The 21,214-nt window shown below is 53.5% G+C and carries 21 protein-coding genes and 1 pseudogene; 7 read left to right on the top strand and 15 right to left on the bottom strand.

Annotated features, from left to right (window positions below; translation table 11 throughout):
- The first annotated feature begins 124 nt into the window (after positions 1-124).
- Together zntB and ynaL are read left to right on the top strand one after the other, a co-directional pair.
- The gene (zntB, locus tag AC2LB6_RS03295; RefSeq protein ID WP_490092436.1) at positions 125-1,108 is read left to right on the top strand and encodes a zinc transporter ZntB; all 984 of its coding nucleotides are present in this window, start codon (positions 125-127) and stop codon (positions 1,106-1,108) included.
- Between the two features lie 324 nt (positions 1,109-1,432).
- The gene (ynaL, locus tag AC2LB6_RS03290; RefSeq protein ID WP_165439234.1) at positions 1,433-1,579 is read left to right on the top strand and encodes a proline-rich small protein YnaL; all 147 of its coding nucleotides are present in this window, start codon (positions 1,433-1,435) and stop codon (positions 1,577-1,579) included.
- A gap of 46 nt (positions 1,580-1,625) precedes the next feature.
- Here ynaL and ttcA read toward each other — a convergent pair whose 3' ends face one another.
- The 3 genes from ttcA to AC2LB6_RS03275 all read right to left on the bottom strand — a co-directional run bounded on the left by ttcA (position 1,626) and on the right by AC2LB6_RS03275 (position 4,721).
- Positions 1,626-2,561, bottom strand: coding sequence for a tRNA 2-thiocytidine(32) synthetase TtcA (gene ttcA, locus AC2LB6_RS03285; protein ID WP_490092435.1), 936 nt, complete (start codon positions 2,559-2,561; stop codon positions 1,626-1,628).
- Between the two features lie 1,042 nt (positions 2,562-3,603).
- Positions 3,604-3,849 (bottom strand): hypothetical protein, encoded by a 246-nt coding sequence (locus AC2LB6_RS03280; RefSeq protein WP_490092434.1) that lies wholly within the window; start codon positions 3,847-3,849, stop codon positions 3,604-3,606.
- A 215-nt stretch (positions 3,850-4,064) separates the two neighbouring features.
- A complete protein-coding gene (locus tag AC2LB6_RS03275) occupies positions 4,065-4,721 on the bottom strand; it encodes an MgtC/SapB family protein (protein WP_490092433.1) in 657 nt (218 codons plus the stop codon).
- Positions 4,722-4,904: 183 nt separating this feature from the next.
- On the opposite strand from AC2LB6_RS03275, the gene AC2LB6_RS03270 reads away from it, so the two are divergent.
- Entirely contained in the window at positions 4,905-5,180 is a 276-nt protein-coding gene (locus AC2LB6_RS03270; protein ID WP_003853763.1) for a putative hemolysin, read from the top strand.
- A gap of 46 nt (positions 5,181-5,226) precedes the next feature.
- Here AC2LB6_RS03270 and AC2LB6_RS03265 read toward each other — a convergent pair whose 3' ends face one another.
- The gene (locus AC2LB6_RS03265; RefSeq protein WP_490092432.1) at positions 5,227-6,219 is read right to left on the bottom strand and encodes a 2-hydroxyacid dehydrogenase; all 993 of its coding nucleotides are present in this window, start codon (positions 6,217-6,219) and stop codon (positions 5,227-5,229) included.
- Positions 6,220-6,364: 145 nt separating this feature from the next.
- Between AC2LB6_RS03265 and AC2LB6_RS03260 the strand changes: the two genes are divergently transcribed.
- From AC2LB6_RS03260 to AC2LB6_RS03250, 3 genes are read left to right on the top strand one after another with little or no spacing between them, the layout of a single operon-like run.
- On the top strand, positions 6,365-8,995 hold the full coding sequence (locus tag AC2LB6_RS03260) for a YdbH family protein (RefSeq protein WP_490092431.1): 2,631 nt from the start codon (positions 6,365-6,367) through the stop codon (positions 8,993-8,995).
- Positions 8,992-9,180, top strand: coding sequence for a YnbE family lipoprotein (locus AC2LB6_RS03255; RefSeq protein WP_003853757.1), 189 nt, complete (start codon positions 8,992-8,994; stop codon positions 9,178-9,180). The genes AC2LB6_RS03260 and AC2LB6_RS03255 overlap by 4 nt, the downstream gene beginning before the upstream one ends.
- An 11-nt stretch (positions 9,181-9,191) precedes the next feature.
- Positions 9,192-9,530: a YdbL family probable chaperone protein gene (locus tag AC2LB6_RS03250; RefSeq protein WP_490092430.1), complete on the top strand. Its 339-nt coding sequence runs from the start codon at positions 9,192-9,194 to the stop codon at positions 9,528-9,530.
- 64 nt (positions 9,531-9,594) lie between these two features.
- Here the strand turns inward: AC2LB6_RS03250 and AC2LB6_RS03245 are convergent, their stop codons facing one another.
- Positions 9,595-10,194: an FMN-dependent NADH-azoreductase gene (locus AC2LB6_RS03245; RefSeq protein ID WP_490092429.1), complete on the bottom strand. Its 600-nt coding sequence runs from the start codon at positions 10,192-10,194 to the stop codon at positions 9,595-9,597.
- A 257-nt stretch (positions 10,195-10,451) separates the two neighbouring features.
- On the opposite strand from AC2LB6_RS03245, the gene hrpA reads away from it, so the two are divergent.
- A complete protein-coding gene (gene hrpA, locus AC2LB6_RS03240) occupies positions 10,452-14,354 on the top strand; it encodes an ATP-dependent RNA helicase HrpA (protein WP_490092428.1) in 3,903 nt (1,300 codons plus the stop codon).
- A 55-nt stretch (positions 14,355-14,409) separates the two neighbouring features.
- Here the strand turns inward: hrpA and AC2LB6_RS03235 are convergent, their stop codons facing one another.
- The 10 genes and pseudogenes from AC2LB6_RS03235 to AC2LB6_RS03190 all read right to left on the bottom strand — a co-directional run bounded on the left by AC2LB6_RS03235 (position 14,410) and on the right by AC2LB6_RS03190 (position 21,159).
- Positions 14,410-15,219, bottom strand: coding sequence for a trypsin-like serine peptidase (locus tag AC2LB6_RS03235; protein WP_008925243.1), 810 nt, complete (start codon positions 15,217-15,219; stop codon positions 14,410-14,412).
- 114 nt (positions 15,220-15,333) lie between these two features.
- A complete protein-coding gene (gene ydgU / locus AC2LB6_RS03230) occupies positions 15,334-15,432 on the bottom strand; it encodes a small membrane protein YdgU (protein ID WP_008925242.1) in 99 nt (32 codons plus the stop codon).
- Positions 15,433-15,510: 78 nt separating this feature from the next.
- Positions 15,511-16,035 carry an acid resistance repetitive basic protein Asr gene (gene asr / locus AC2LB6_RS03225; protein WP_490092427.1) on the bottom strand — a complete coding sequence of 175 codons (525 nt, stop codon included), beginning with the start codon at positions 16,033-16,035 and terminating at the stop codon, positions 15,511-15,513.
- Between the two features lie 159 nt (positions 16,036-16,194).
- Complete coding sequence (locus tag AC2LB6_RS03220) at positions 16,195-17,682, bottom strand: carboxypeptidase M32 (protein WP_490092426.1); 1,488 nt, start codon at positions 17,680-17,682, stop codon at positions 16,195-16,197.
- A 19-nt stretch (positions 17,683-17,701) separates the two neighbouring features.
- The gene (gene rstB / locus AC2LB6_RS03215) at positions 17,702-19,003 is read right to left on the bottom strand and encodes a two-component system sensor histidine kinase RstB (RefSeq protein ID WP_490092425.1); all 1,302 of its coding nucleotides are present in this window, start codon (positions 19,001-19,003) and stop codon (positions 17,702-17,704) included.
- A 24-nt stretch (positions 19,004-19,027) separates the two neighbouring features.
- Positions 19,028-19,576 carry a tyrosine-type recombinase/integrase gene (locus AC2LB6_RS03210; protein WP_490092562.1) on the bottom strand — a complete coding sequence of 183 codons (549 nt, stop codon included), beginning with the start codon at positions 19,574-19,576 and terminating at the stop codon, positions 19,028-19,030.
- Positions 19,577-19,639: 63 nt separating this feature from the next.
- Positions 19,640-19,795: a hypothetical protein gene (locus AC2LB6_RS03205; RefSeq protein ID WP_490092424.1), complete on the bottom strand. Its 156-nt coding sequence runs from the start codon at positions 19,793-19,795 to the stop codon at positions 19,640-19,642.
- A gap of 98 nt (positions 19,796-19,893) precedes the next feature.
- Positions 19,894-20,297: pseudogene (locus AC2LB6_RS03200) on the bottom strand (Arm DNA-binding domain-containing protein).
- Entirely contained in the window at positions 20,297-20,464 is a 168-nt protein-coding gene (xisR, locus tag AC2LB6_RS03195; RefSeq protein ID WP_490092561.1) for an excisionase family protein, read from the bottom strand. The pseudogene AC2LB6_RS03200 and the gene xisR overlap by 1 nt, the downstream one beginning before the upstream one ends.
- Before the next feature lie 353 nt (positions 20,465-20,817).
- Entirely contained in the window at positions 20,818-21,159 is a 342-nt protein-coding gene (locus tag AC2LB6_RS03190) for a hypothetical protein (protein ID WP_490092423.1), read from the bottom strand.
- Positions 21,160-21,214: the final 55 nt, after the last annotated feature.

Here is a 21,214-nt window from a genome sequence, read left to right as displayed (position 1 = left end):
CACTAAGCCACTGGCGGCCGGTTTTCCGGCCTCCTGCTGACATCTTTCTACACAGCCCGGAGATTGCAACTCAACGCGGTCACGTTAGACTGTATCGTATTGATTTTAGTGGTGAGGCAACGTTGTGGACGTCATTGAAGGAAAAGCATTACAGGTTTCAGATGCCATCATTTCCTGCCAGCTGGATGGCAAGGGTGGGATGATCCCGATTGCTGAAGATGAAGTTATCGAGTGTGAACAGCCCTGCTGGTTGCATCTGAATTATACCCACAGCAAGAGCGCCGCATGGCTGCAGTCAACGCCACAGATCCCCGATGCCGTGCGTGACGCCTTAGCGGGGGACAGCATGCGTCCCCGCGTCAGCCGGTTGGGCGATGGATTTATGATCGTGCTGCGCAGCGTTAACCACAACACCGATGCGCGTCGCGACCAGCTGGTGGTGATGCGCGTGTTCATCAACGATAAGCTCATCGTCTCGACCCGGCGGCGTAAAGTCTCTGCCGTCGATGAAGTGCTTACCGATTTGCAAAACGGTAATGGCCCGATTGACTGCGGCAGCTGGCTGGTCGATGTCTGTGATGCCCTGACCGATCACACCAGCGAATTTATCGAAGAGTTACATGACAAAATCATCGAGCTGGAAGATGCACTGCTTGACCAGCAGATGCCCGCGCGCGGCGTACTCGGCCTGCTGCGCAAACAGCTGATTGTGATGCGGCGTTATATGGCACCGCAGCGGGATGTTTATGCCCGGCTCGCCAGTGAAAAACTGGCCTGGATGGATGACAGCGAACGCCGCCGGATGCAGGAGATCGCCGATCGTCTGGGACGTGGGCTGGATGATCTGGATGCGGGCGTGGCGCGCACCGCAATTCTGGCTGACGAGGTCGCCTCTGCGATGGCGGAATCGATGAACCGCCGCACCTATACCATGTCACTGATGGCAATGATCTTCCTGCCCGCTACGTTCCTGACCGGCCTGTTTGGCGTCAACCTGGGCGGCATTCCGGGCGGCGGATGGGAGTATGGCTTTACTATCTTCTGTCTGCTGCTTGTGGCGCTGGCGGTGGGGGTTGCGGGTTATCTGCGCAAACGGCGCTGGCTGTAGCGCGGATGAGATGACCTCGGCGGGAGTCTCATTTGATTATGACAATCCCGCCAGATGGGCTAAATAACGCATTAAGAAAGCAAAAGCTGATCGACATCAAGAACCCAATATTGCTGCTGACGCAAACTCTCTCCCGCAGGTGAATGCAACGTCAAGCGATGGGCGTTGCGCTCCATATTGTCTTACTTCCATATTTAGAATTATTGCATAGCACATTTAATTCGAAACATGCCGGCCCTTGTGCCGGCTTTTTTTTTGCCCGCCTGGCTGGAACGCTAATCCTTTCCTAAGCTTAAAGTCCATTCGCAAGAAAAGGAGTACGGCATGAGCGCGATTTTAAACAGCGAGCCGATCCCTACGGATCCAGTCCCGATTCCTGAGCCGATTCCCCATCCGCAACCCCAGCCTGATCAGCCGACCGATCCGGAATATCCGCCGATAATGGATCCACCGCCTCACCGCAACATATAAAAAAAGGGCGTGCTGCCAGCAGCACGCCCTTAATCCGGCAAGGCACTCATTTAATCTGAAGTACATCCAGACGTGCGCTGAGATCCGGTGCATCCTCTTCATCGGCCCGCCAGCCTGCAGGCTGTAACGGCAGGGATTCCCGATCAAAAGCCAGATCGCCGCCATCAACCACTGCATCACCATGTTTGATGCCTTTAAAATCGAACAGACTGATATCTGCCAGGTGCGACGGCACCACATTCTGCATCGCGCTGAACATGGTTTCGATACGGCCAGGATAGCGCTTATCCCAGTCACGCAGCATATCGGCCACGACCTGACGCTGCAGGTTTGGCTGAGAACCACAGAGGTTGCACGGGATAATCGGGAACTGACGCGCTTCTGAAAAGCGAATGATATCTTTCTCGCGGCAGTAGGCCAGTGGACGGATCACGATCTGCTTGCCATCGTCGCTCATCAGCTTTGGTGGCATGCCTTTCAGTTTTCCACCGTAGAACATGTTCAGGAACAGCGTCTGCAGGATGTCATCGCGATGGTGGCCCAGCGCAATTTTAGTACAACCCAGTTCAGTCGCGACGCGATAGAGAATCCCACGGCGCAGGCGAGAGCAGAGTGAGCAGGTGGTTTTGCCTTCCGGCACCTTATCTTTGACGATAGAGTAGGTATCTTCTTCGATAATCCGATATTCCACGCCCTGCGCCTCAAGATATTGCGGCAGGATGTGCTCAGGGAAGCCAGGCTGTTTCTGGTCCAGGTTGACGGCAATCAGGCTGAAGTTGACCGGCGCGCTTTTTTGCAGACTGCGCAAAATTTCCAGCATGGTGTAGCTGTCTTTACCGCCCGACAGGCAGACCATGATGCGGTCGCCTTCTTCAATCATATTAAAATCTGCAATGGCTTCGCCGACGTTACGACGCAGACGTTTTTGCAGTTTATTGAGGTTGTACTGTTCTTTCTTGTCAACCGTTTGATTATCTTGCATTTTTACCTATCTCAAAAACCAGAAAGCGTAGCCGAAGGGCAAATTGCCGTGCGCGTTCAGCCAGACACTTCACTGCGGTGTCACGAATATGCAGCGTATGGTACGGATTGTTGCCGCGAATGCCAGTACTGGAGTGAAGTAATCGGTGGATAATCGCCGCCGGAGGCGATAATGAGAGAGGTCAGGAGTGCGTTGTCAGCTGGCGGGGACATCATTCCACTGACAATCAATTTCATCACTGTGCGTTGAGCAGGAAGGTGGTGATGCCTGGTAAGCATCAGCCCGTAGATTTTCTTTTTTTGCCGCACAACCGGCGGCCATAAATATGACAGAGAGAATTAACAGCGTTTTCATCATTCCTGCTGGATGAGTAAATAAAAACAGCATGCGCCACGATTAATCAATCCCGTATAAACAAATTGCTGTTTATGCGTGTCTGATTTGATACGAATAAAATAAAATGTTTTTCATAAATCCGATGAAAATTATTTTGTGAGCTGCTATTGATTTCCAGACGACACAATATGAAATGTGCGCTCTGTTGAATATGCGTTGACCCTGCAGGTTTATAATTACCCTCCTTTTTAATGCAAAATTAAGCAACTCATTAATTTTTAATTATTTTTATCTGTGCGCACTTGTCCGGCCAGGACCAGTGCAATTCAATGCGGGATTGTGTCATTTAAGTCATAATAATCAGTAAAGTGTAAAGAGACGGACTATACGGTTTACGATTAAAGAAATCAGGATGAACTATTCTGCTGCGAGTTATTTTTTCGCACGTTTCGTTAATACACATGCAGGTGAAGCCGTTTAATGTTCGGCTATATAGATGAATAAAAAATGAATCAAACTTTAACGGCTATGAGACATCCGGATAAAAATCACAAAATAAAAAAGTATGGCATCAGATTTATTATGACGCTGCTACTCTTTTTACTCTGCTATGTTGCAGTTATGTATTGTGGGGTTTTGCTGCTGCTGAACCGGCACGGATTACTCCATTTTCTGATGCACTGAATTTTTAACTGTAATGATAATGTCAGCCACAGGCTTTAAAAATCCAGCGATAGGCGTGATGTAAAAAATGCCTGAGCACTTCCAGGAAATCTTCAGCACCTTCTTCCACCAGACATTGCCCTGTCTCCAGCGCATTATTTACAGAATTCCGATGATCCAGGATCATCATGATGGCGATAGCGCATGCAATCAGCACGCCTGCTACTAACCGGTTTTTAGGCGCGGCAGTGGACAGGGCATCTTCAGGATGGTCAGAGTTATGAGACATTGGTATCCAGACAAAATGATTACGCTAATAAACAATAACGGATTATGCCATTAATTCCCGGCGGGCTCTATGTTTCAGGTCAGGCTGCAAGCGATTCTGATTTTATAGAGGAGGAAGTTGAATAGGGGGCAGACGGCGGTGACTACTCTCCGCCTTCTGCAGGTTCCGGGTGCCTGTATGGTTATGTCTGAAGAGAAGGGTATCTGAAAGGGGATTTACATCATCTCCAGTGACTGCACACCTTTGATCTCCATGACCTTATCGTAGAGGTACGCATCATTGGACTTGCGGGACAACGTCACCTGAACGCTGAGTTCGCACAGACCGCTCTCCTCATCACGATTAATCACCGTCACGTTGCCGTAGCGAATACCTTCGCGCTGCATCACCAGTAGCACCAGCGGCACGCTTTTGGGCTTGAGGAAAACCAGCAGCGTATGATGTTTGCCGATTAAAAGATGGCTCAGGCGGCGGAATACTTCCAGCACCACCAGCGCCAGCACCGTGCCATAAATACCGATCTCATACATGCCACTGCCGATCACCAGACCAATTGCCGCCGTCACCCATAATCCCGCTGCCGTGGTTAAGCCTTTTACCACCTGTTTCTGGATCATAATGGTGCCCGCCCCCAGGAAGCCCATGCCGCTGACGACCTGAGCTGCGATACGGCTGGGATCCAGGGCCACATGGTCGCTGGTGAGCATATCGGCGAAGCCATATTTTGACACCAGCATGAACATGGCACTGCCGATACCGACCAGAATATGGGTGCGCAGTCCCGCTTCTTTAGCCCGCATCTGACGCTCCAGGCCAATCAGGCCGCCGAGAATGCCGGCCAGGGCGATGCGAATTAACATATCCATTAACATGGCTTTACTCCGAATAGTAGGGGCCGAAAAAGGGTGCCAGTTCAGCGATAACAGGTAAACAAGATAATTCTGCTTGCAAATGACGCCGGAGAATTTTGTAAAAAGCTGTTTCACCTCTCGACCCCTTGTGCTGCCTGACATATGCTGAGCCAGCCTATTACCCTCATTCCCGGAGTTCGATTGATGAAAGCAGCCACCTTTTTGCTGGCCGGTGCCGCATTATTACTCTCTGCCTGCAGCAGTAACAGTGATGATAACGAGCCACCGCAACAAGCCACCGCCGCCCATATCCAGCCACGGGTGGTGATGTCTTCCCTGGCAGAAAGCACCTGTTCAAATGCGGGTGGAACGCTGGCATTTTCGCATCAACTGGATGGTTCGCGCGTGGGAATGTGTCAGTTAGTGAATGGCCGTCGCTGTGATGAGCAGGCGTTGATTGGCGGGAATTGCGCGCGCTGATAGACAGGCCGGATTGCTCCGGCCCGCATAGTTACGCAGAGAATAGTCAGGCAGAGAGTCGGTTCGGGCAGTTTTCACCCCGGTCGATCTGTCTGAGATTATTCAGTGTCGTTTCTGAAATGGCGGTCAGCGCTTCGGCGGTTAAAAACGCCTGATGGCCGGTGAATAACACGTTATGGCACGCCGACAGACGGCGGAACACATCATCCTGAATCACATCATTCGACTTATCTTCAAAGAACAGCCCGCGTTCATTCTCATAAACATCCATGCCGAGTGCGCCAATTTTCTGCTGTTTCAGCGCTTCAATTGCCGCCTGGGAATCGATAAGACCACCACGACTGGTGTTGATTACCATTACCCCATCGCGCATCTGTTTAAACGCATCGGCGTTGAGCAGATGATGATTCTCCGGCGTCAGCGGGCAGTGCAGCGTAATGACGTGGGATTCAGCAAACAGCGTCTTCAGATCGACATACTCCGCGCCCAGTTCCAGCGCCTGCTGACTTGGGTAGGGATCAAACGCAAGCAGCCGCATACCAAAACCTTTTAGAATGCGCATCGTCGCAATCCCGATTTTACCGGTGCCGATAACGCCCGCGGTTTTGTTATGCATATTGAAGCCGGTCAGCCCATCGAGCGAAAAGTTCGCGTCACGGGTACGCTGATAGGCTCGATGAATACGGCGGTTAAGGGTCATCATCAGGCCGATCGTATGTTCAGCCACCGCTTCCGGTGAGTAGGCCGGAACCCGTACTACTTCCAGACCCAGCTCTTTCGCTGCAGCCAGATCGACATTATTGAAGCCAGCGCAACGCAGCGCGATGTATTTCACACCGAGCCCGGCCAGCTCTTCCAGTACCGGACGGCTGCCGTCATCGTTTACAAAGATGCAGACGGCATCGCAACCCACTGCGGTTTTGGCCGTGCTTTCAGAGAGTAAAAAGTCAAAAAACACCAGTTCAAAGCCGAACTGCTCATTAACCTGCTCAAGGTATTTCTGATCGTAATGTTTGGTGCTGTAAACCGCGATCTTCATCGTTATGCTCCTGCAGAGTGATAGATTAAGGATAACGTTTTCTGACAGACTTTGCTGAAACAGCTGACCTGCACCCGGCGCAGACCTTCACCTCTGGCAGATTACATGCCATCATCGTTGTCAGGATACTGTAAGGAAAAGGATTATGGCTTTTATGCCACGGATTTTCCGGCGACGGCTGGCTGCCATTCTGGCTCTGATTCTGCTGCTGCTCGGCCTGATGCTGACTGTTACGCAATGGCTGCCACGGCTGGTCGGCATCTGGCTGCCTGATGAGACCCGCATTGAGCTGTCGGGCGCGCCGCGCTGGCGCGAGGGTGGGCTGTGGTTGCCTCAGATTCGTTATCTCGCGGGTGACTGCTCGCTGGCAACCGTAAAGGCAGTGTCACTGGGCTGGCATCAGTCGCGCTGGAAACTCAATTCCGAAGAGCTGACGCTGGACAGCGCCTGCCTGCAAAAATTACCTGCCGGTGAACAGAGCACGGCAGCCCCCAAAACGCTGGCCGAATGGCAGGCCATGCTGCCTGGCGCTGACATTCATCTGGGCAAACTGATCGTTGCGCCGTGGCAGACCTATGCGGGTGCGCTGGATCTGACGCTGGAAAAAGATCGCCAGCAACTCAATTATCAGGGCGATAATCTGCAGCTGGCGGCCACGCTGACCGGTCAGCAGCTCGCGATAAGTCGCCTGACGCTCACTCATCCTGCCCTTCCTGAACCCATCACACTAAGTGGTCATCTGGAGTTACCCACCTTCGCTACGGATCTGCCGGTGAATGGTGAGGTGGCCGGACAACTGGCGCTGAGTGCTCTGCCGCATCCGCTGCAGATGACGCTCAACTGGCAGCAGCAGCAGGGCGAGCTGCGCATAGCGATGGCGGAAGAGAACCGGCCGCTTCTCAGACTGCCCTGGCAGATCAACCGTGAACAGATTCGGATTGAAAAGGGCGAATACTTCTGGCCACTGGCGGCCCAGCCACTGTCAGGGTTTATTAACCTGACGCTGGATAACTGGCAGTCGGGCCTTGAAAGCAGTCAGATCACCGGTCGCGTCAACCTGCTGACGCAGGGGCGCGGCGGCAAGGGCAATGTGGTGCTGGGCGTCGGTCCCGGTAACCTGAGTCTGACCGATAGTCACTTGCCATTTCAGCTGACCGGCGAAAGTAAGCTGGCCGATCTGCAACTTTACGGCTCAATTCCGGGCGTGCTCAGCGGCTCGCTGCTCGATCCTCAGTTAGTTTTGCAACCTAAATCGCTATTGCGCCTGCGGGGTCGGCTTCTGTCCACGCTGGAAGTGGACGAGGCGCGCTGGCCGCTGGCGGGCGTGCGACTCTCTTCGCAGGGTATTGATGGCCGCCTGCAGGCTATTCTCAACGCGCACGATGCCAGTTTTGGCCGCTTCAGGCTACATCTGGATGGTCGCGCCGCGGATTTCTGGCCTGACAAAGGTGAATGGAACTGGCGGTACTGGGGCGGTGGCGAGCTACTGCCGCTGCAGGCGCGCTGGGATGTCAAAGGCACCGGCGGCTGGCACGATACGCTGATTCACCTGGATACACTCTCAACCGGTTTTAATCAGCTGGCCTACGGCAGCGTTAACGTCGCAAAACCTCGCCTGACACTGACTGAACCCGTTAAGTGGCAGCGTGATGCGGCGCAACCTTCCTTCAATGGCCATTTCAGACTGCAGGCGGGGCCGACCCACTTCAGCTATGGCGGCCGTCTGGCTGATTCCACGCTGGACTTCGAGGCGAAAGGTCGCGATCCCGGCTATTTCCTCTGGCGAGGCGAATTAAAAGCGGGCAAGGTTGGCCCGCTGCGGGTGAACGGCCGCTGGGACGGCGAACGGTTACGCGGCCAGGCCTGGTGGCCAGAACAGTCGCTGACCGTGTTTCAGCCGCTGCTCAGCCCGGATATGAAAATGCAGATTCAGGGCGGCAGTTTGCAGGCACAGGTCGCTTTCTCCGCAGCCAGTGAACAGGGCTTCCAGGCCGGAGGCCACTGGACGGTCAGGCAGGGCAGCGTCTGGACACCGGACAGCCAGGTGAACGGTATCGACTTCTCACTGCCGTTCAGATTCCATGAGCAGCAGTGGCAGTTTGGTCAGCATGGCCCGGTTTCACTGCGCATTGCCGAGGTGAAGAACCAGTTTGCGATGCAGAATATTCGCGCTGATCTGCAGGGTAACTGGCCGTGGTCTGAAGAGGCGCCGCTGACATTAAAGGATGTCAGCCTCGATCTGCTGGGCGGGCAAATTACGCTGCCATCTTTGCGTATGCCGCAGCATGAGCCAGCCCGGGTGTCGCTGCGAAATATCAGCCTCAGCGAGCTGGTGACGGCATTGAAGCCTAAACAGTTTGCCATGTCGGGTAAGGTCAACGGCGAGCTGCCGCTGTGGATCAATAATCCGCGCTGGCTGGTGGAGAAAGGGTGGATTGCCAACAGCGGTCCGCTGACTTTTCGGCTGGATAAAGATATGGCGGATGCAATTACCCGCAATAACGTAGCGACCGGCGCGGCGCTGGACTGGTTACGCTATATGGAAGTCTCCCGCAGCTGGGCGACGATCAATCTGGATAACCTGGGCGACCTCACCATGGTGGCGCAGGTGCAGGGCGTCAGCCAGTTCAGTAACCGTCGTCAGACGGTCAATCTTAATTATCGTCATCAGGAAAATCTGTTTCAGCTCTGGCGCAGCCTGCGCTTTGGCGATAATTTGCAATCCTGGTTAGCGCAACATGCGACTTTGCCATCGAACAAGGACACTTCACCATGAGCCTGAGGCCACTACTGGTTCTGGCAGCCGGACTGCTGAGCATCGGCTGCGTGCCGCGCATTGAAGTCACGGCACCTAAAGATCCCATCACCATCAATATGAACGTGAAAATCGAGCATGAGATCCACATCAAAGTCGATAAAGACGTGGAAGCGTTACTGAAAAACCAGAGCGGCCTGTTCTGAGGAGAGCCACGATGAAACGCATAAGCGCGGCGCTGTTAATCGCACTGGCGATGGCACAGCCTGCCTGGGCACTGACGCTCGATGAGGCGCGGCAATCGGGCCGGGCAGGTGAAACGCTTTCCGGCTATCTGGCGGCACGTTCGCAGGACAGTGAAACGCTGGCGCTGGTGCAGCGGATTAATGCCGGACGTCAGCTGGAGTATCAGCGGCTGGCAGAACAGAACAATCTCTCCACGGCCGATGTCGCCAGCATTGCCGGACAGAAGCTGGTCAGCCGTGCGGCAGCGGGGGAATATGTGCGCGGCATTAATGGTCAGTGGCTGAGAAAGGAAACGGATAGCGGTCAGTAACCGGCGAAAAAAAACCGGGCGCGAGGCCCGGTTTTTTACATCATCATCCTGAGAGGAGTGAGCCTTATGCAGTCACGATCTGTTTGATAGCGTCTTTCGCTTCAGCGGTCGCTTTGCTGGCCACTTCCGGACCGTACGCGATGCCTTCAGCAAACACGAACTCAACGTCAGTGATGCCGATGAAGCCCAGGAACAGCTTAACGTATGGGGTCAGCAGGTCGGTTGGGGTATCTTTGTGAATGCCGCCACGGCTGGAGATAACTACTGCGGTTTTGCCTTTAACCAGACCTTCCGGGCCTGCTTCGGTGTAGCGGAACGTCACGCCAGCACGGGCAATCAGGTCGAAATAATTTTTCAGCTGCGTAGGAATGTTGAAGTTGTACATTGGCGCGGCAATCACCACTTCATCATGAGCCTGAAGTTCTGCAATCAACTCATCGGACAGTTCCAGTGCTTCCTGCTGACGTGGTGAAAGTGGCGTTTCGGAAGGGCGCATTGCACCCACTAACTCACCATCCAGAACCGGGATCGGATTTGCGGCCAGATCACGTACGGTGACTTCTTTACCCTGTGCCTTTGCCTGTTCAACGTAGAAGTCAGCAAGCTGGCTTGATTGTGAGTAGCCTGCAAGGATGCTTGATTTCAGAACTAAAACTTTGCTCATGGTGGTTTCCTGTCTGTAACGCGGAAGACTTTCCGCTCAATGGCTTACACTCTACGGTTATCGATGGCGCGGTGAAAGCGCAATATTTCGAGACCTATGTTCGAATTTATTGAATAAGCGTAACCGGGGCCAGCCGCCGGAACGGTTCAAAATGTGCTATGATGCGCACAATTAATTTTATTGAATCAGCTGGTTATCCCGGCTTACAGGGCGCTGCCTCAGGCAGCGACACCGTCTGAGTAAGGTACGTCACAATTATGTCATCACCCGATACTTCCCCACTGGCAGCGCTCTGGTCACGGCTCGACGGTGTCATGCTGCGCGATCGCCAGCGACTGCAGCGCCGTTTACAGGGTGCCAGAAAAGCCAAAAATCCTGAGGCACAGCAGGGCATCGCCAGCGAACTGGAGCAGGAATTTATTGCCGCCGAACAGCGTGTGGCCCAGCGCCGCGCGGCGACGCCAGCGATTACTTTCCCGGACAATCTGCCGGTCAGCCAGAAGCAGCAGGATATTGCTGAGGCGATTCGCGACCATCAGGTAGTGATTGTTGCCGGTGAAACCGGTTCGGGTAAAACCACCCAGCTGCCGAAAATCTGTCTGGCGCTGGGACGCGGTGTTACCGGCCTGATTGGCCATACGCAGCCGCGCCGTCTGGCTGCGCGTACCGTGGCGAACCGCATTGCCGATGAGCTCAGCATCTCGCTGGGCGGCTGTGTTGGCTATAAAGTGCGGTTCAACGACCAGGTCGGCGATCTGACGCAGATTAAACTGATGACCGACGGGATTCTGCTGGCAGAGATCCAGCAGGATCGCCTGCTGATGCAATATGACACCATCATTATTGATGAAGCGCACGAACGCAGCCTGAATATCGACTTCCTGCTCGGTTATCTGCGTGAGCTGTTGCCGCGTCGCCCCGATCTGAAAGTCATCATTACCTCCGCGACCATCGATCCGCAGCGCTTCTCGCGTCATTTCAATAATGCGCCGGTGATTGAAGTCTCTGGCCGGACCTATCCGGTTGAAGTGCGCTACCGTCCTGTCGTCGAAGAGGCAGATGATGGTGATCGTGATCAGTTGCAGGCGATTTTTGATGCGGTGGATGAACTGGGCCGGGAAAGCCGTGGCGACATCCTGATCTTTATGAGCGGCGAGCGCGAAATCCGTGATACCGCAGATGCGCTGAACAAACGCGACCTGCCGCACACCGAAGTGCTGCCGCTCTATGCGCGATTGTCGAATGCGGAACAGAACCGCGTGTTTCAGTCGCACAGTGGCCGTCGCATCGTGCTGGCGACCAACGTCGCAGAAACGTCGCTGACGGTGCCTGGCATCAAATATGTGATCGATCCGGGTACGGCGCGTATTAGTCGCTACAGTTTCCGTACCAAAGTGCAGCGACTGCCGATTGAACCGATATCGCAGGCCTCCGCCAACCAGCGTAAAGGGCGTTGCGGCCGTGTTTCGGACGGTATCTGTATTCGCCTTTACGCAGAAGATGACTTCCTGAGTCGTCCGGCCTTTACCGATCCTGAAATCCTGCGCACCAACCTGGCGTCGGTGATCCTGCAGATGACCTCGCTGGGACTCGGTGATATCGCCGCCTTCCCGTTTGTGGAAGCGCCCGATAAGCGTAATATTCAGGATGGCGTCCGCCTGCTGGAAGAGCTGGGCGCGCTGACGCTGAACGAAGAGAACGGTCACTACAAACTCACCGGCTCCGGGCGTCAGCTGGCGCAGCTGCCGGTGGATCCTCGCCTGGCGCGGATGGTGCTGGAAGCGCAGAAATTTGGCTGTGTGCGTGAAGTGATGATCATCACCGCTGGCCTGTCGATTCAGGACCCGCGTGAGCGTCCGGCAGATAAAAAGCAGGCGTCTGATGAAAAACATCGGCGCTTTGCCGACAAAGACTCCGACTTCCTCGCTTACGTGAACCTCTGGAACTACCTGGCGGAACAGCAGAAAGCGCTGTCCGGCAATATTTTCCGTCGCCAGTGCAAAACTGACTTCCTTAACTATCTGCGCGTGCGGGAATGGCAGGATATCTATACCCAGCTGCGGCAGGTGGTGCGTGAACTGGGGATTCCGGTCAATAGCGAACCGGCTGAACTGCAAGCTGTTCACTGCGCGCTGTTAAGCGGTCTGCTGTCGCATATCGGCCAGAAAGATACCGATAAGCAGGAGTATACCGGCGCGCGCAACACCCGCTTCTCCATTTTTCCAGGCTCCGGACTGTTTAAAAAACCGCCGAAATGGACCATGGTGGCGGAACTGGTTGAGACCAGCCGCCTGTGGGGCCGCACGGCGGGGCGTATTGAGCCGGAGTGGATTGAGCCGCTGGCCCAGCACCTGATCAAGCGCAGCTACAGCGAACCGCACTGGGAGAAATCGCAAGGCGCGGTGATGGCTGCGGAAAAAGTCACGCTCTATGGTCTGCCGATTGTGGCCGCCCGCAAGGTTAACTATGGCAGTATCGATCCCACCCTGAGCCGTGAGCTGTTTATCCGCCACGCGCTGGTGGAGGGCGACTGGCAGACCCGCCATGCCTTCTTCCGGGCTAACCAGAAGCTGCGTAGTGAAGTGGAAGATCTGGAACACAAATCCCGTCGCCGCGACATCCTGGTGGATGATGAAACGCTGTTTGCTTTTTATGACCAGCGCATCGGCAAAGAGGTCGTCTCGGCGAAACATTTCGACAGCTGGTGGAAGAAGGCGAGCCGTGAAAACGCCGAGCTGCTGAACTTCGACAAGCAGATGCTGATCAAAGAGGGCGCGGATAAAGTCAGCCAGCTCGACTACCCCAACTTCTGGCATCAGGGCAACCTCAAACTCAAGCTGAGTTATCAGTTCGAGCCAGGTGCAGATGCAGATGGCGTCACGGTGCATATTCCGCTGCCGCTGCTTAATCAGATTGAGGACAGCGGCTTTGAATGGCAGATCCCTGGCGTACGCCGTGAGCTGATCATCGCGTTGATTAAATCGCTGCCCAAGCCGCTGCGCCGCAACCTGGTGCCAGCCCCTAATTACGCCGAGGCGTTTTTAGGAAGGGTGAAAGCGATGGAGATGCCGCTGCTCGATGCGCTATCGCGGGAGTTTCGCCGCATGACCGGCGTCACGCTGGAGCGGGAAAACTGGCAGTGGGAACAGGTGCCCGATCATCTCAAAATGACGTTCCGTGTGGTGGACGAGCACAACCGTAAACTGCTGGAAGGCAAAGATCTCACCGCGCTCAAGGCTCAGCTGAAAGATAAAGTGCAGGAAACGCTGTCAAAAGTGGCAGATGACGGGCTGGAACAGAGCGGTCTGCACATCTGGAGCTTTGGCGATCTGCCGCGCAGCTATGAACAGAAGCGCGGCAGCTACCAGGTCAAAGCCTGGCCAGCGCTGGTCGATGAGAAAGAGAGCGTCGCCATTCGTCTGTTTGACAGCGAGCAGGAGCAGCAAAAGATGATGTGGCGCGGTCAGCGCCGCCTGTTGCTGCTGAATGTGCCGTCTCCGGTTAAATATTTGCATGAAAAGCTGCCGAACAAAGCCAAGCTCGGACTCTACTTTAACCCTTATGGCAAAGTGCTGGAGCTGATCGACGACTGTATCGCCTGTGGCATCGACAAACTAATGGGGGAAGCGGGCGGTCCGGCCTGGGATCAAGGCGCGTTTGAACAGTTGCGTGACAAAGTACGCGGCGAACTCAATGAGACCGTAGTGACGATTGCACAGCAGGTTGAGCAGATTCTGACGGCCGTCTTCAACATCAATAAGCGCCTGAAGGGCCGGGTTGATATGACCATGGCGCTGGCGTTATCTGACATCAAGGCGCAGGTAAATGGTCTGGTCTATCGCGGCTTTGTTACCGGCAACGGCTGGCAGCGACTGACCGATACGCTGCGTTATCTGCAGGGCATTGAGCGGCGGCTGGAAAAACTGCCTGCCGATCCGCACAGCGATCGCGCACGGATGTTAAAGGTGCAGGCAGTGGAACAGGCATATCAGGCGTGGCGCAACAAGTTGCCGCCGCAGCGTCAGGATGATGAAGAAGTGCAAAGCATCCGCTGGATGATCGAAGAGCTGCGTATCAGCTACTTTGCTCAGCAGCTGGGCACGCCGTATCCCATCTCAGAAAAACGTATTATGCAGACGATGGAACAGATAGCGGGTTAAAAGCCAGGGTGCGCGCCGTAGCAGGTGCGCACCCGAGGGTGAAGAGTCAATGCGGTTACTGCGCGAGGGATTCCAGCTTATCTTTAAACGAGGTGACTGAAATCGCACGGTTGTCAGCCAGGTAGCGATCTTTCGCTGCAGGTGCTGAGCTTTGTACCGCGATTAACTGCCAGCCTTTGTCGCTTTTGAGCAGCAGCGGTGAACCGCTGTCACCCGGCAGAGTGTCACACTGATGCGATAGCACGGCGCGCTGTGCCCAGCCGGTAATGAGACAATCGCTGTGGGAATAGAGCGTATCCAGATGATCGGCCGGATAACCCGCCTGCGTCACTTTACGTCCTGTCAGCTTCAGCGCCGCCGTGAGATCGCTGCGTGAGCCATCAAACAGCGGAATAGGCGTAATCGCTGACGGCGGATTACGTAAAATCACGATGCCGTAATCATAAGGTGCTGCACTGCTCGGCACGATCCAGCCTTCACCATCCGCTTTTAATTTTGACGCCAGCGAAGGTTCAACCCGCGCATCAATATCATGAAGCTCGTAGCGCCAGCCTTTATCGCTGGCCATAAATCGCAGCGCAACCGGCTTATCGAAATTACCCGGCGGGGAAAGCAGACAGTGTCCGGCCGTTAGTGCCAGATGCGGAGAGATGAGCGTGGCAGTACAGAGGTTGCCGCTTTCGGTTTCCAGCTGACCAATGGCATCCCAGGGGGCAGCAGTAATATCGGTGATTGCCTGGCGATGATCCTTGCCGAAGAACAGCATTTTAATTTCAGCAGGAGTCGGTGAGTCATCGTCATCATCGGCATGAACAGTGGTAGCAAAGCTGAAGAGTCCAACCATTAACAGGGTAGCCAGGCGCATAGAAATCTCAATGGCGAGAAAAGTTAACGTTATTGTTATTACTGAAGTACGGTAACTATAGTCGGTGAGCGTTGAAAAAGGGAGTTTTATTGGTTAATCAGTACGCTACAGCGTCTAAATAAAAAAGCTGGCTGCAACAATGCCACACAGGATCATAACAAGCAGAATAATTTCGAAGCGATAGCGACGCACTATTTCATCCACTCTCGTCATTTCATCCACTCCAGTAAAGAAACACCCGGCAGAACCGGGTGTTTTAAATCATCATGTGGCCGTGCGCTGAAGGCGACCTTAGTTTTTAGCTGCTGGTTTCACAACTTTTTTGTGGTGAACTTTTTTAGCAGCCTGCGCTTTCTGAGCAGGTTTAGTTACTTTTTTGTGGTGAACTTTTTTAGCAGCCTGTGCTTTCTGAGCAGCAGGTTTAGTTACTTTTTTGTGGTGAACTTTTTTTGCAGCCTGGGCTTTCTGAGCGGCTGGTTTAGTTGCTTTTTTATGGTGAACTTTTTTAGCGGCCTGCGCTTTCTGAGCAGCAGGTTTTACCGCTTTTTTGTGGTGCACTTTTTTAGCAGCCTGCGCTTTCTGCGCTGCATCTTTTTTCACTGCTTTTTTGTGGTGTTTCTTAGCAGCCTGGGCTTTCTGAGCTGCTTTATGGTGTTTCTTGTGCGCAGTTTTGTGAACGGTTTTAGCCGGTGCAGCAGCGGTAGTAGTAGTTGTTGCGGCTGGCGCAGCAGTTGGAGCAGCTGTGGTGTCAGCAGCGAAAGCAACAGAAGACATACCCATAGCAGCGGCGACAACCAGTGCAAATAATTTTTTCATTGCAAATCCCTCGGAGACTATTTTTTCATGTGTAGCCCACTGCGGGGCCGGTGAAGAGACTATAGGGAAATCAATGAACGGTGTCCGTGGGTGTTTGGTATCGGCGTGTAACCGATTGTACAAAGGCGGGAAAGGGCGGTCAGATGACCGCCCGAAAGCTTAGCTATTCAGGTAGCGTTGTTCAAGATGCTGACGGAAGAAAGCCGGATTCAGGGCTTCGCCGGTGGCGTTGATCAGCAGCTGGTCGGTGGAGAAACGGCTGCCGTGCTGCCAGATGTTCTGTTGTAACCAGTCGAATACCGGCTGCAGCTCACCGTGCTGAATCATCTCACTGAGCTGAGGAATGGCCTTCTGTACCGACCGGAACAGCTGTGCGGCGTACATTGCGCCCAGCGTATAGGTTGGGAAGTAGCCAAATGCACCGTCGGTCCAGTGAATATCCTGCATACAGCCATCGCGGTAATTACCACGGGTATCCAGGCCCAGCGACTGCATCATCTTCTCATCCCACAGCGCCGGGATATCCTCGACTTCAATTTCGCCTTCAATCAGCGCCTGCTCGATTTCATAACGCAGAATGACGTGCGCCGGATAGCTCAGCTCATCGGCATCAACCCGGATCAGGCCAGGCGAAACCCGCTGGGTCAGGCGGACGAAATTATCCGCCTGCAGGGCAGGTTGATCGCCAAAGGTGGCGATGACCTGCGGAAGAATGCGCTGCAGGAATTCGCGGCTGCGACCAAGCTGCATCTCCATAAACAAACTTTGTGATTCGTGGATAGCCGTGGATCGCGCCAGCGCCACCGGTTGACCGCGCCACTGCTGCGGCAGATTTTGCTCATAGCGGGCGTGACCGGTTTCATGAATCACGCCCATCATGGCACTCAGAAACTCATTCTCGTTGTAACGGGTAGTAATACGCACATCTTCCGGTACGCCACCGCAGAAGGGATGCGCACTAATGTCGAGACGGCCGTGGTTAAAGTCGAAACCCAGAGTCTCCATGATGCTCAGACCGAGCTGGCGCTGAGCAGGCACAGCGAACGGCCCCTGCGGCGTGATGAACGGCTGTTGCGCCTGTTTTTCAACCACCTGCTGCAATAAGTCAGGCAGCCAGGTTTTCAATTCGCCAAAGGTGGTATCCAGCCGGGCGCGGGTCATCCCCGGCTCATAGAGGTCCAGCAGCGCATCGTAACGGGAACAGCCACTGGCGTCGGCGCGGCGCTGGGCTTCATCGCGGCTCAGACGCACCACCTCTTTGAGGTTGGCGGCAAAGCCCTGCCAGTCATTGGCGGGACGCTGAGTGCGCCACGCATGTTCACACACCGAACCTGCGATCGATTTGGCTTCAACAAAATCATCGGGCAGCAGAGTGGCCTGCTGGTATGCGCGCTGCATCTCGTTGAGATTGGCCCGCTCGACATCGTTCAGCGACTGCTGCTCAGCGGCTTTAAGCCATTCGCCGATCTGAGGGGCGGTGAGGATCTGGTGTTGCAACACGCTCATTTCGGCCAGTGCTTCACCACGTGCCTGACTGCCGCCTGGCGGCATGGTGGTCTGCATGTCACATCCGGCAATGGCTGTGACGTGACTGAAACGTGAAAGGCGCTGGAAGGTTTTGGTAAGTTGTTGATACGCTGAGGTCACGTAAGACTCCTTGTGGTTTTTAACGCAGCGGAATTTCCCGCAAGGTTAGATCAACCGGCCAGCAAAAGCGAACGCTGGTGCCGCCCAGCGGGCTGGACTCAATGGTGACATTGCCACTCAGCGCCTGGGCAATAGAGTGAACAATCGCCAGGCCTAGCCCGCAGCCGCCTGTGGCGCGATCGCGGCTGGGATCAAGCCGGACAAAGGGTTCAAAAACCCGCTCACGCTCTTCCGGCGGAATGCCCGGACCATCATCGTCCACCTGCAGACAGCCAATCGGGCCGTCGAACCATAAACTGACGCGTAGCCGCTGCTGCGCATAGCGCAGCGCATTATTCACCAGGTTATCCAGCACCCGCTCCATCAGGCGCGTATCAGAAACGCCGATGTTTTCCTGCTGGGGCAGATCCAGGTCGAGCCGTATGTCCGGGTTGATGGTGCGAAAATCGTCCAGCCGCTCGCTCAGCCAGCTGGCCAGGTCCAGCGTTTTCAGATTGAGATCGACGCGTGGGCGGTCAAGCCGTGCATAGGTCAGCAGTTCCTCAATCAGACTTTCAAGCTGGCCGATGTCGCGATTCAGCGCTACCCGTTCGCCATCCGTGAGGTTGTCGCTCATCTCCAGCCGGTAGCGCAGGCGCACCAGCGGTGTTCGCAGCTCATGTGCAATACCATCAATCAGCTGCTTCTTGCTGGCGACCAGCGTGTTGATGTTTTCCGCCATTTGGTTAAACGCGATGCCGAGCCGGAACAGACTGGAGGTGCTGTCGAAATGGGTGCGGACATCCAGCTCACCACGGCCAAAACGCTGTGCCGCTTTTTCCAGTCGCTGCATCTCCTGCCAGTGGGGCCGGAGCCATATAAACACCGGCAGCGCCAGCGACATGCCTATAAACACCAGCAGGGCAATATCCAGCAGGCGCATCTGGTGCAGGTAGAAGAGATAGGGAATCGGCCCGACCGACAGTACATAGTGGCTGCGTGGAATATGCTGCAAAAAGGTGTACTGGTCGTCGAGCGCGACAATCTCCCCGGCGCGCAACCGGCGCATATTGCTCTCATCAAGCTGATATTTGTTCATCGGCTCAATATGCAGGTCAAACGACAGGCCGAGATCGAGACTCTTGATGGTTTTATTCCAGTCGCGCGGCGGAATCTCGCGCAGTTCGCTGCGGATCAGGTAGAGCGAGCTGGCCATCAGGTCGTTCATCGACTGGCGACCCGCGCGCTCAGCGGTGAACTTGTAAACCAGACCCACCAGTAGCGCCATCACCAGAAAGCAGACAAACAGCAGCAGATAGAACTGAATAAAAAGTTTCTTCATTTTCCTTGCCTAAATATCAATGACTTAGTCAGTCGCCTTAACTGCAAGGAACACTATGGGGACAGAACTAAATTTTCTAATGCGCTTGTTAAGCATTTCAACCTGATCACCATCGAGTGCATTAATCCAGGTTGAATAGACTGTGTAAACCATCTCCACGTTTTCATGGTCCATCTGTTCGGCTATGAACGCTGGATTTGCCCCGGCGGACAGCATCCAGCACGCGAACGTATGTCTTGTCTGATAAGGCCGCCTGCGGCGAATGTCTGCCCGCTTAACTGCCTTATCCCAGATAGATTTTATCGAGTGTACTGAGTAATGAGGTGCTTGAACACCACGCATCTGTCTCGGCATGAACACGAAATGAAGCATCTGCGTCTCAGTGACGCCGAAATCTCGATGCTGGATAGTCACGGGCACTTTTGGAAAGTTTCCAGTGAGTTTTTTGAGCCTTAAAGCATCCATTGCAGGTTTCAGCAGCTTCATTGTACGGTAACCGGCCCTTGTTTTCGGCGGGCCGAACGTCCCTGACTGAATTAAATAACGACAAACATGAACTTCTCCGCTTTCGATATTAATATCTTCCCAGGCAAGGGCGCAGAGTTCACCGCGACAGATTCCCGAATAGACCGAAAATTACCATAAATTCTTTTGTTTTTGCGGCGCGGTATCAATCAACTGATGAAATTCATGCTTCAACAACGGATCAGGTTTGATCTGACCTTTACGCAGTCTTTTAATTCCGTCATGGGTAATACTATCAATATATTTTTTTGTATAAGCAAAGTTCATTATCTGCTTCAGTATAGCGAGGTAATAATCTACCGTTCGTGCAGTGCGACCTGTTTTTTTCTAACACCCGGCGGGTAACTCTTTTCACCCAACGACAATTATTCACGCCATTTTAAAATATTATTGTTTGTTATTGATGACAGTTTTGTATTGCTTCCAACTAATCTCTCAAGAAGATTAACTGTAGTTTGGTAAGTTCGTGCCGCATTGGTAGATAACTCACTTTTATGGTTTTCATACCATGACAAAGCCAGTTCACCGAATGTGGAAATATTTTGAATAGGGTCAAATTTCGGTGATGTTTTAGAGTCTGGAAATGTCTTTTTGTAAACAAAAGCCCCCATTTTTATTTCACTAACAATCTTAGCGCGAAGGTTGCCAGCTTTTTTATATTGGCATTTGTTATGGCCCATCTCTTTAATACTTCCCGGCATCGAATACCTCGAAACTGAAAACTGACTCGAATTCTGCTATTATGCAATCCAACACCGGTTGGATACATTATGATTCCTCAATTAGTTTGTTGATGCCCGGATAATTGTACCAGATTAATGCCTTACCTTTGTCTTCTCCACCGGTCAGAGAATAACGCTTGAAATGTACTCCCTCTATAAAACGATTAAGGCGAAGTTTTTTAATTTGCCTTTCGGTCAATCCGGTTTTTTGCATAAGTAAAGAGGCTACCATCTACTTTTCGCTGTAAATGACTTGTTGCATAGAGTTACCTATGGACGGCCAGTATTATTTCAGGCTGGCCGGATAAAAATTGATTCTTAAAAATCAGTTTGCTGATCAGCGTTTCATCTCAATAATCTTTAAATGCTCAGGACGCACGCCACTAACCTTTACGGTCATGCTACAGCAACTACAGGGAGCAAATTCCAGGTAGAAATCGCGACTAACCCCGACTATCCCCGGTGACTACAGCCACAGGACCCGCTGGCATTTTAGCGTAACCGTTTTCCATTGCATGTAGAGTTTTCACTCGCGAACCAACCCAATCAGCCATGCGCTTTGGTGGTTTAACTGCCATCACTCACCATCCTTACCGGCGCGGAGCTGGGAGGCGAACCTTGAGCGCTCATTGCGCAGTAGTCGTTGTTAAGTGACATTGCCGCGTCACCGCTTGCCATGTGAGAAGATGACAGTGCCAACTTCTCTGCCACAAACATCTCAATGCCCTCAGCCCGCACAGAGTTGAGGAAGGCATCGGTCAGCGGGCAGGGGTTATTTCCGTCAACGTCACGAGCTACAAAATCGTTAATAGCGGACACATATTCCATCGGGATAAATGCATGTATCTGGTCGTTATGAGTGCATTCCTCGTGATAGCGACAGATATCATTGAGCAGGCCCGCCATCATTCCGTTCTCATGCCCGATCACATCCAGCTTTTTCTGAGAGTCCAGATATTGCCGA

It is taken from the genome of Pantoea sp. RCC30.1, from assembly GCF_058148845.1.
This window is presented reverse-complemented; position numbering and strand designations above follow the sequence as displayed.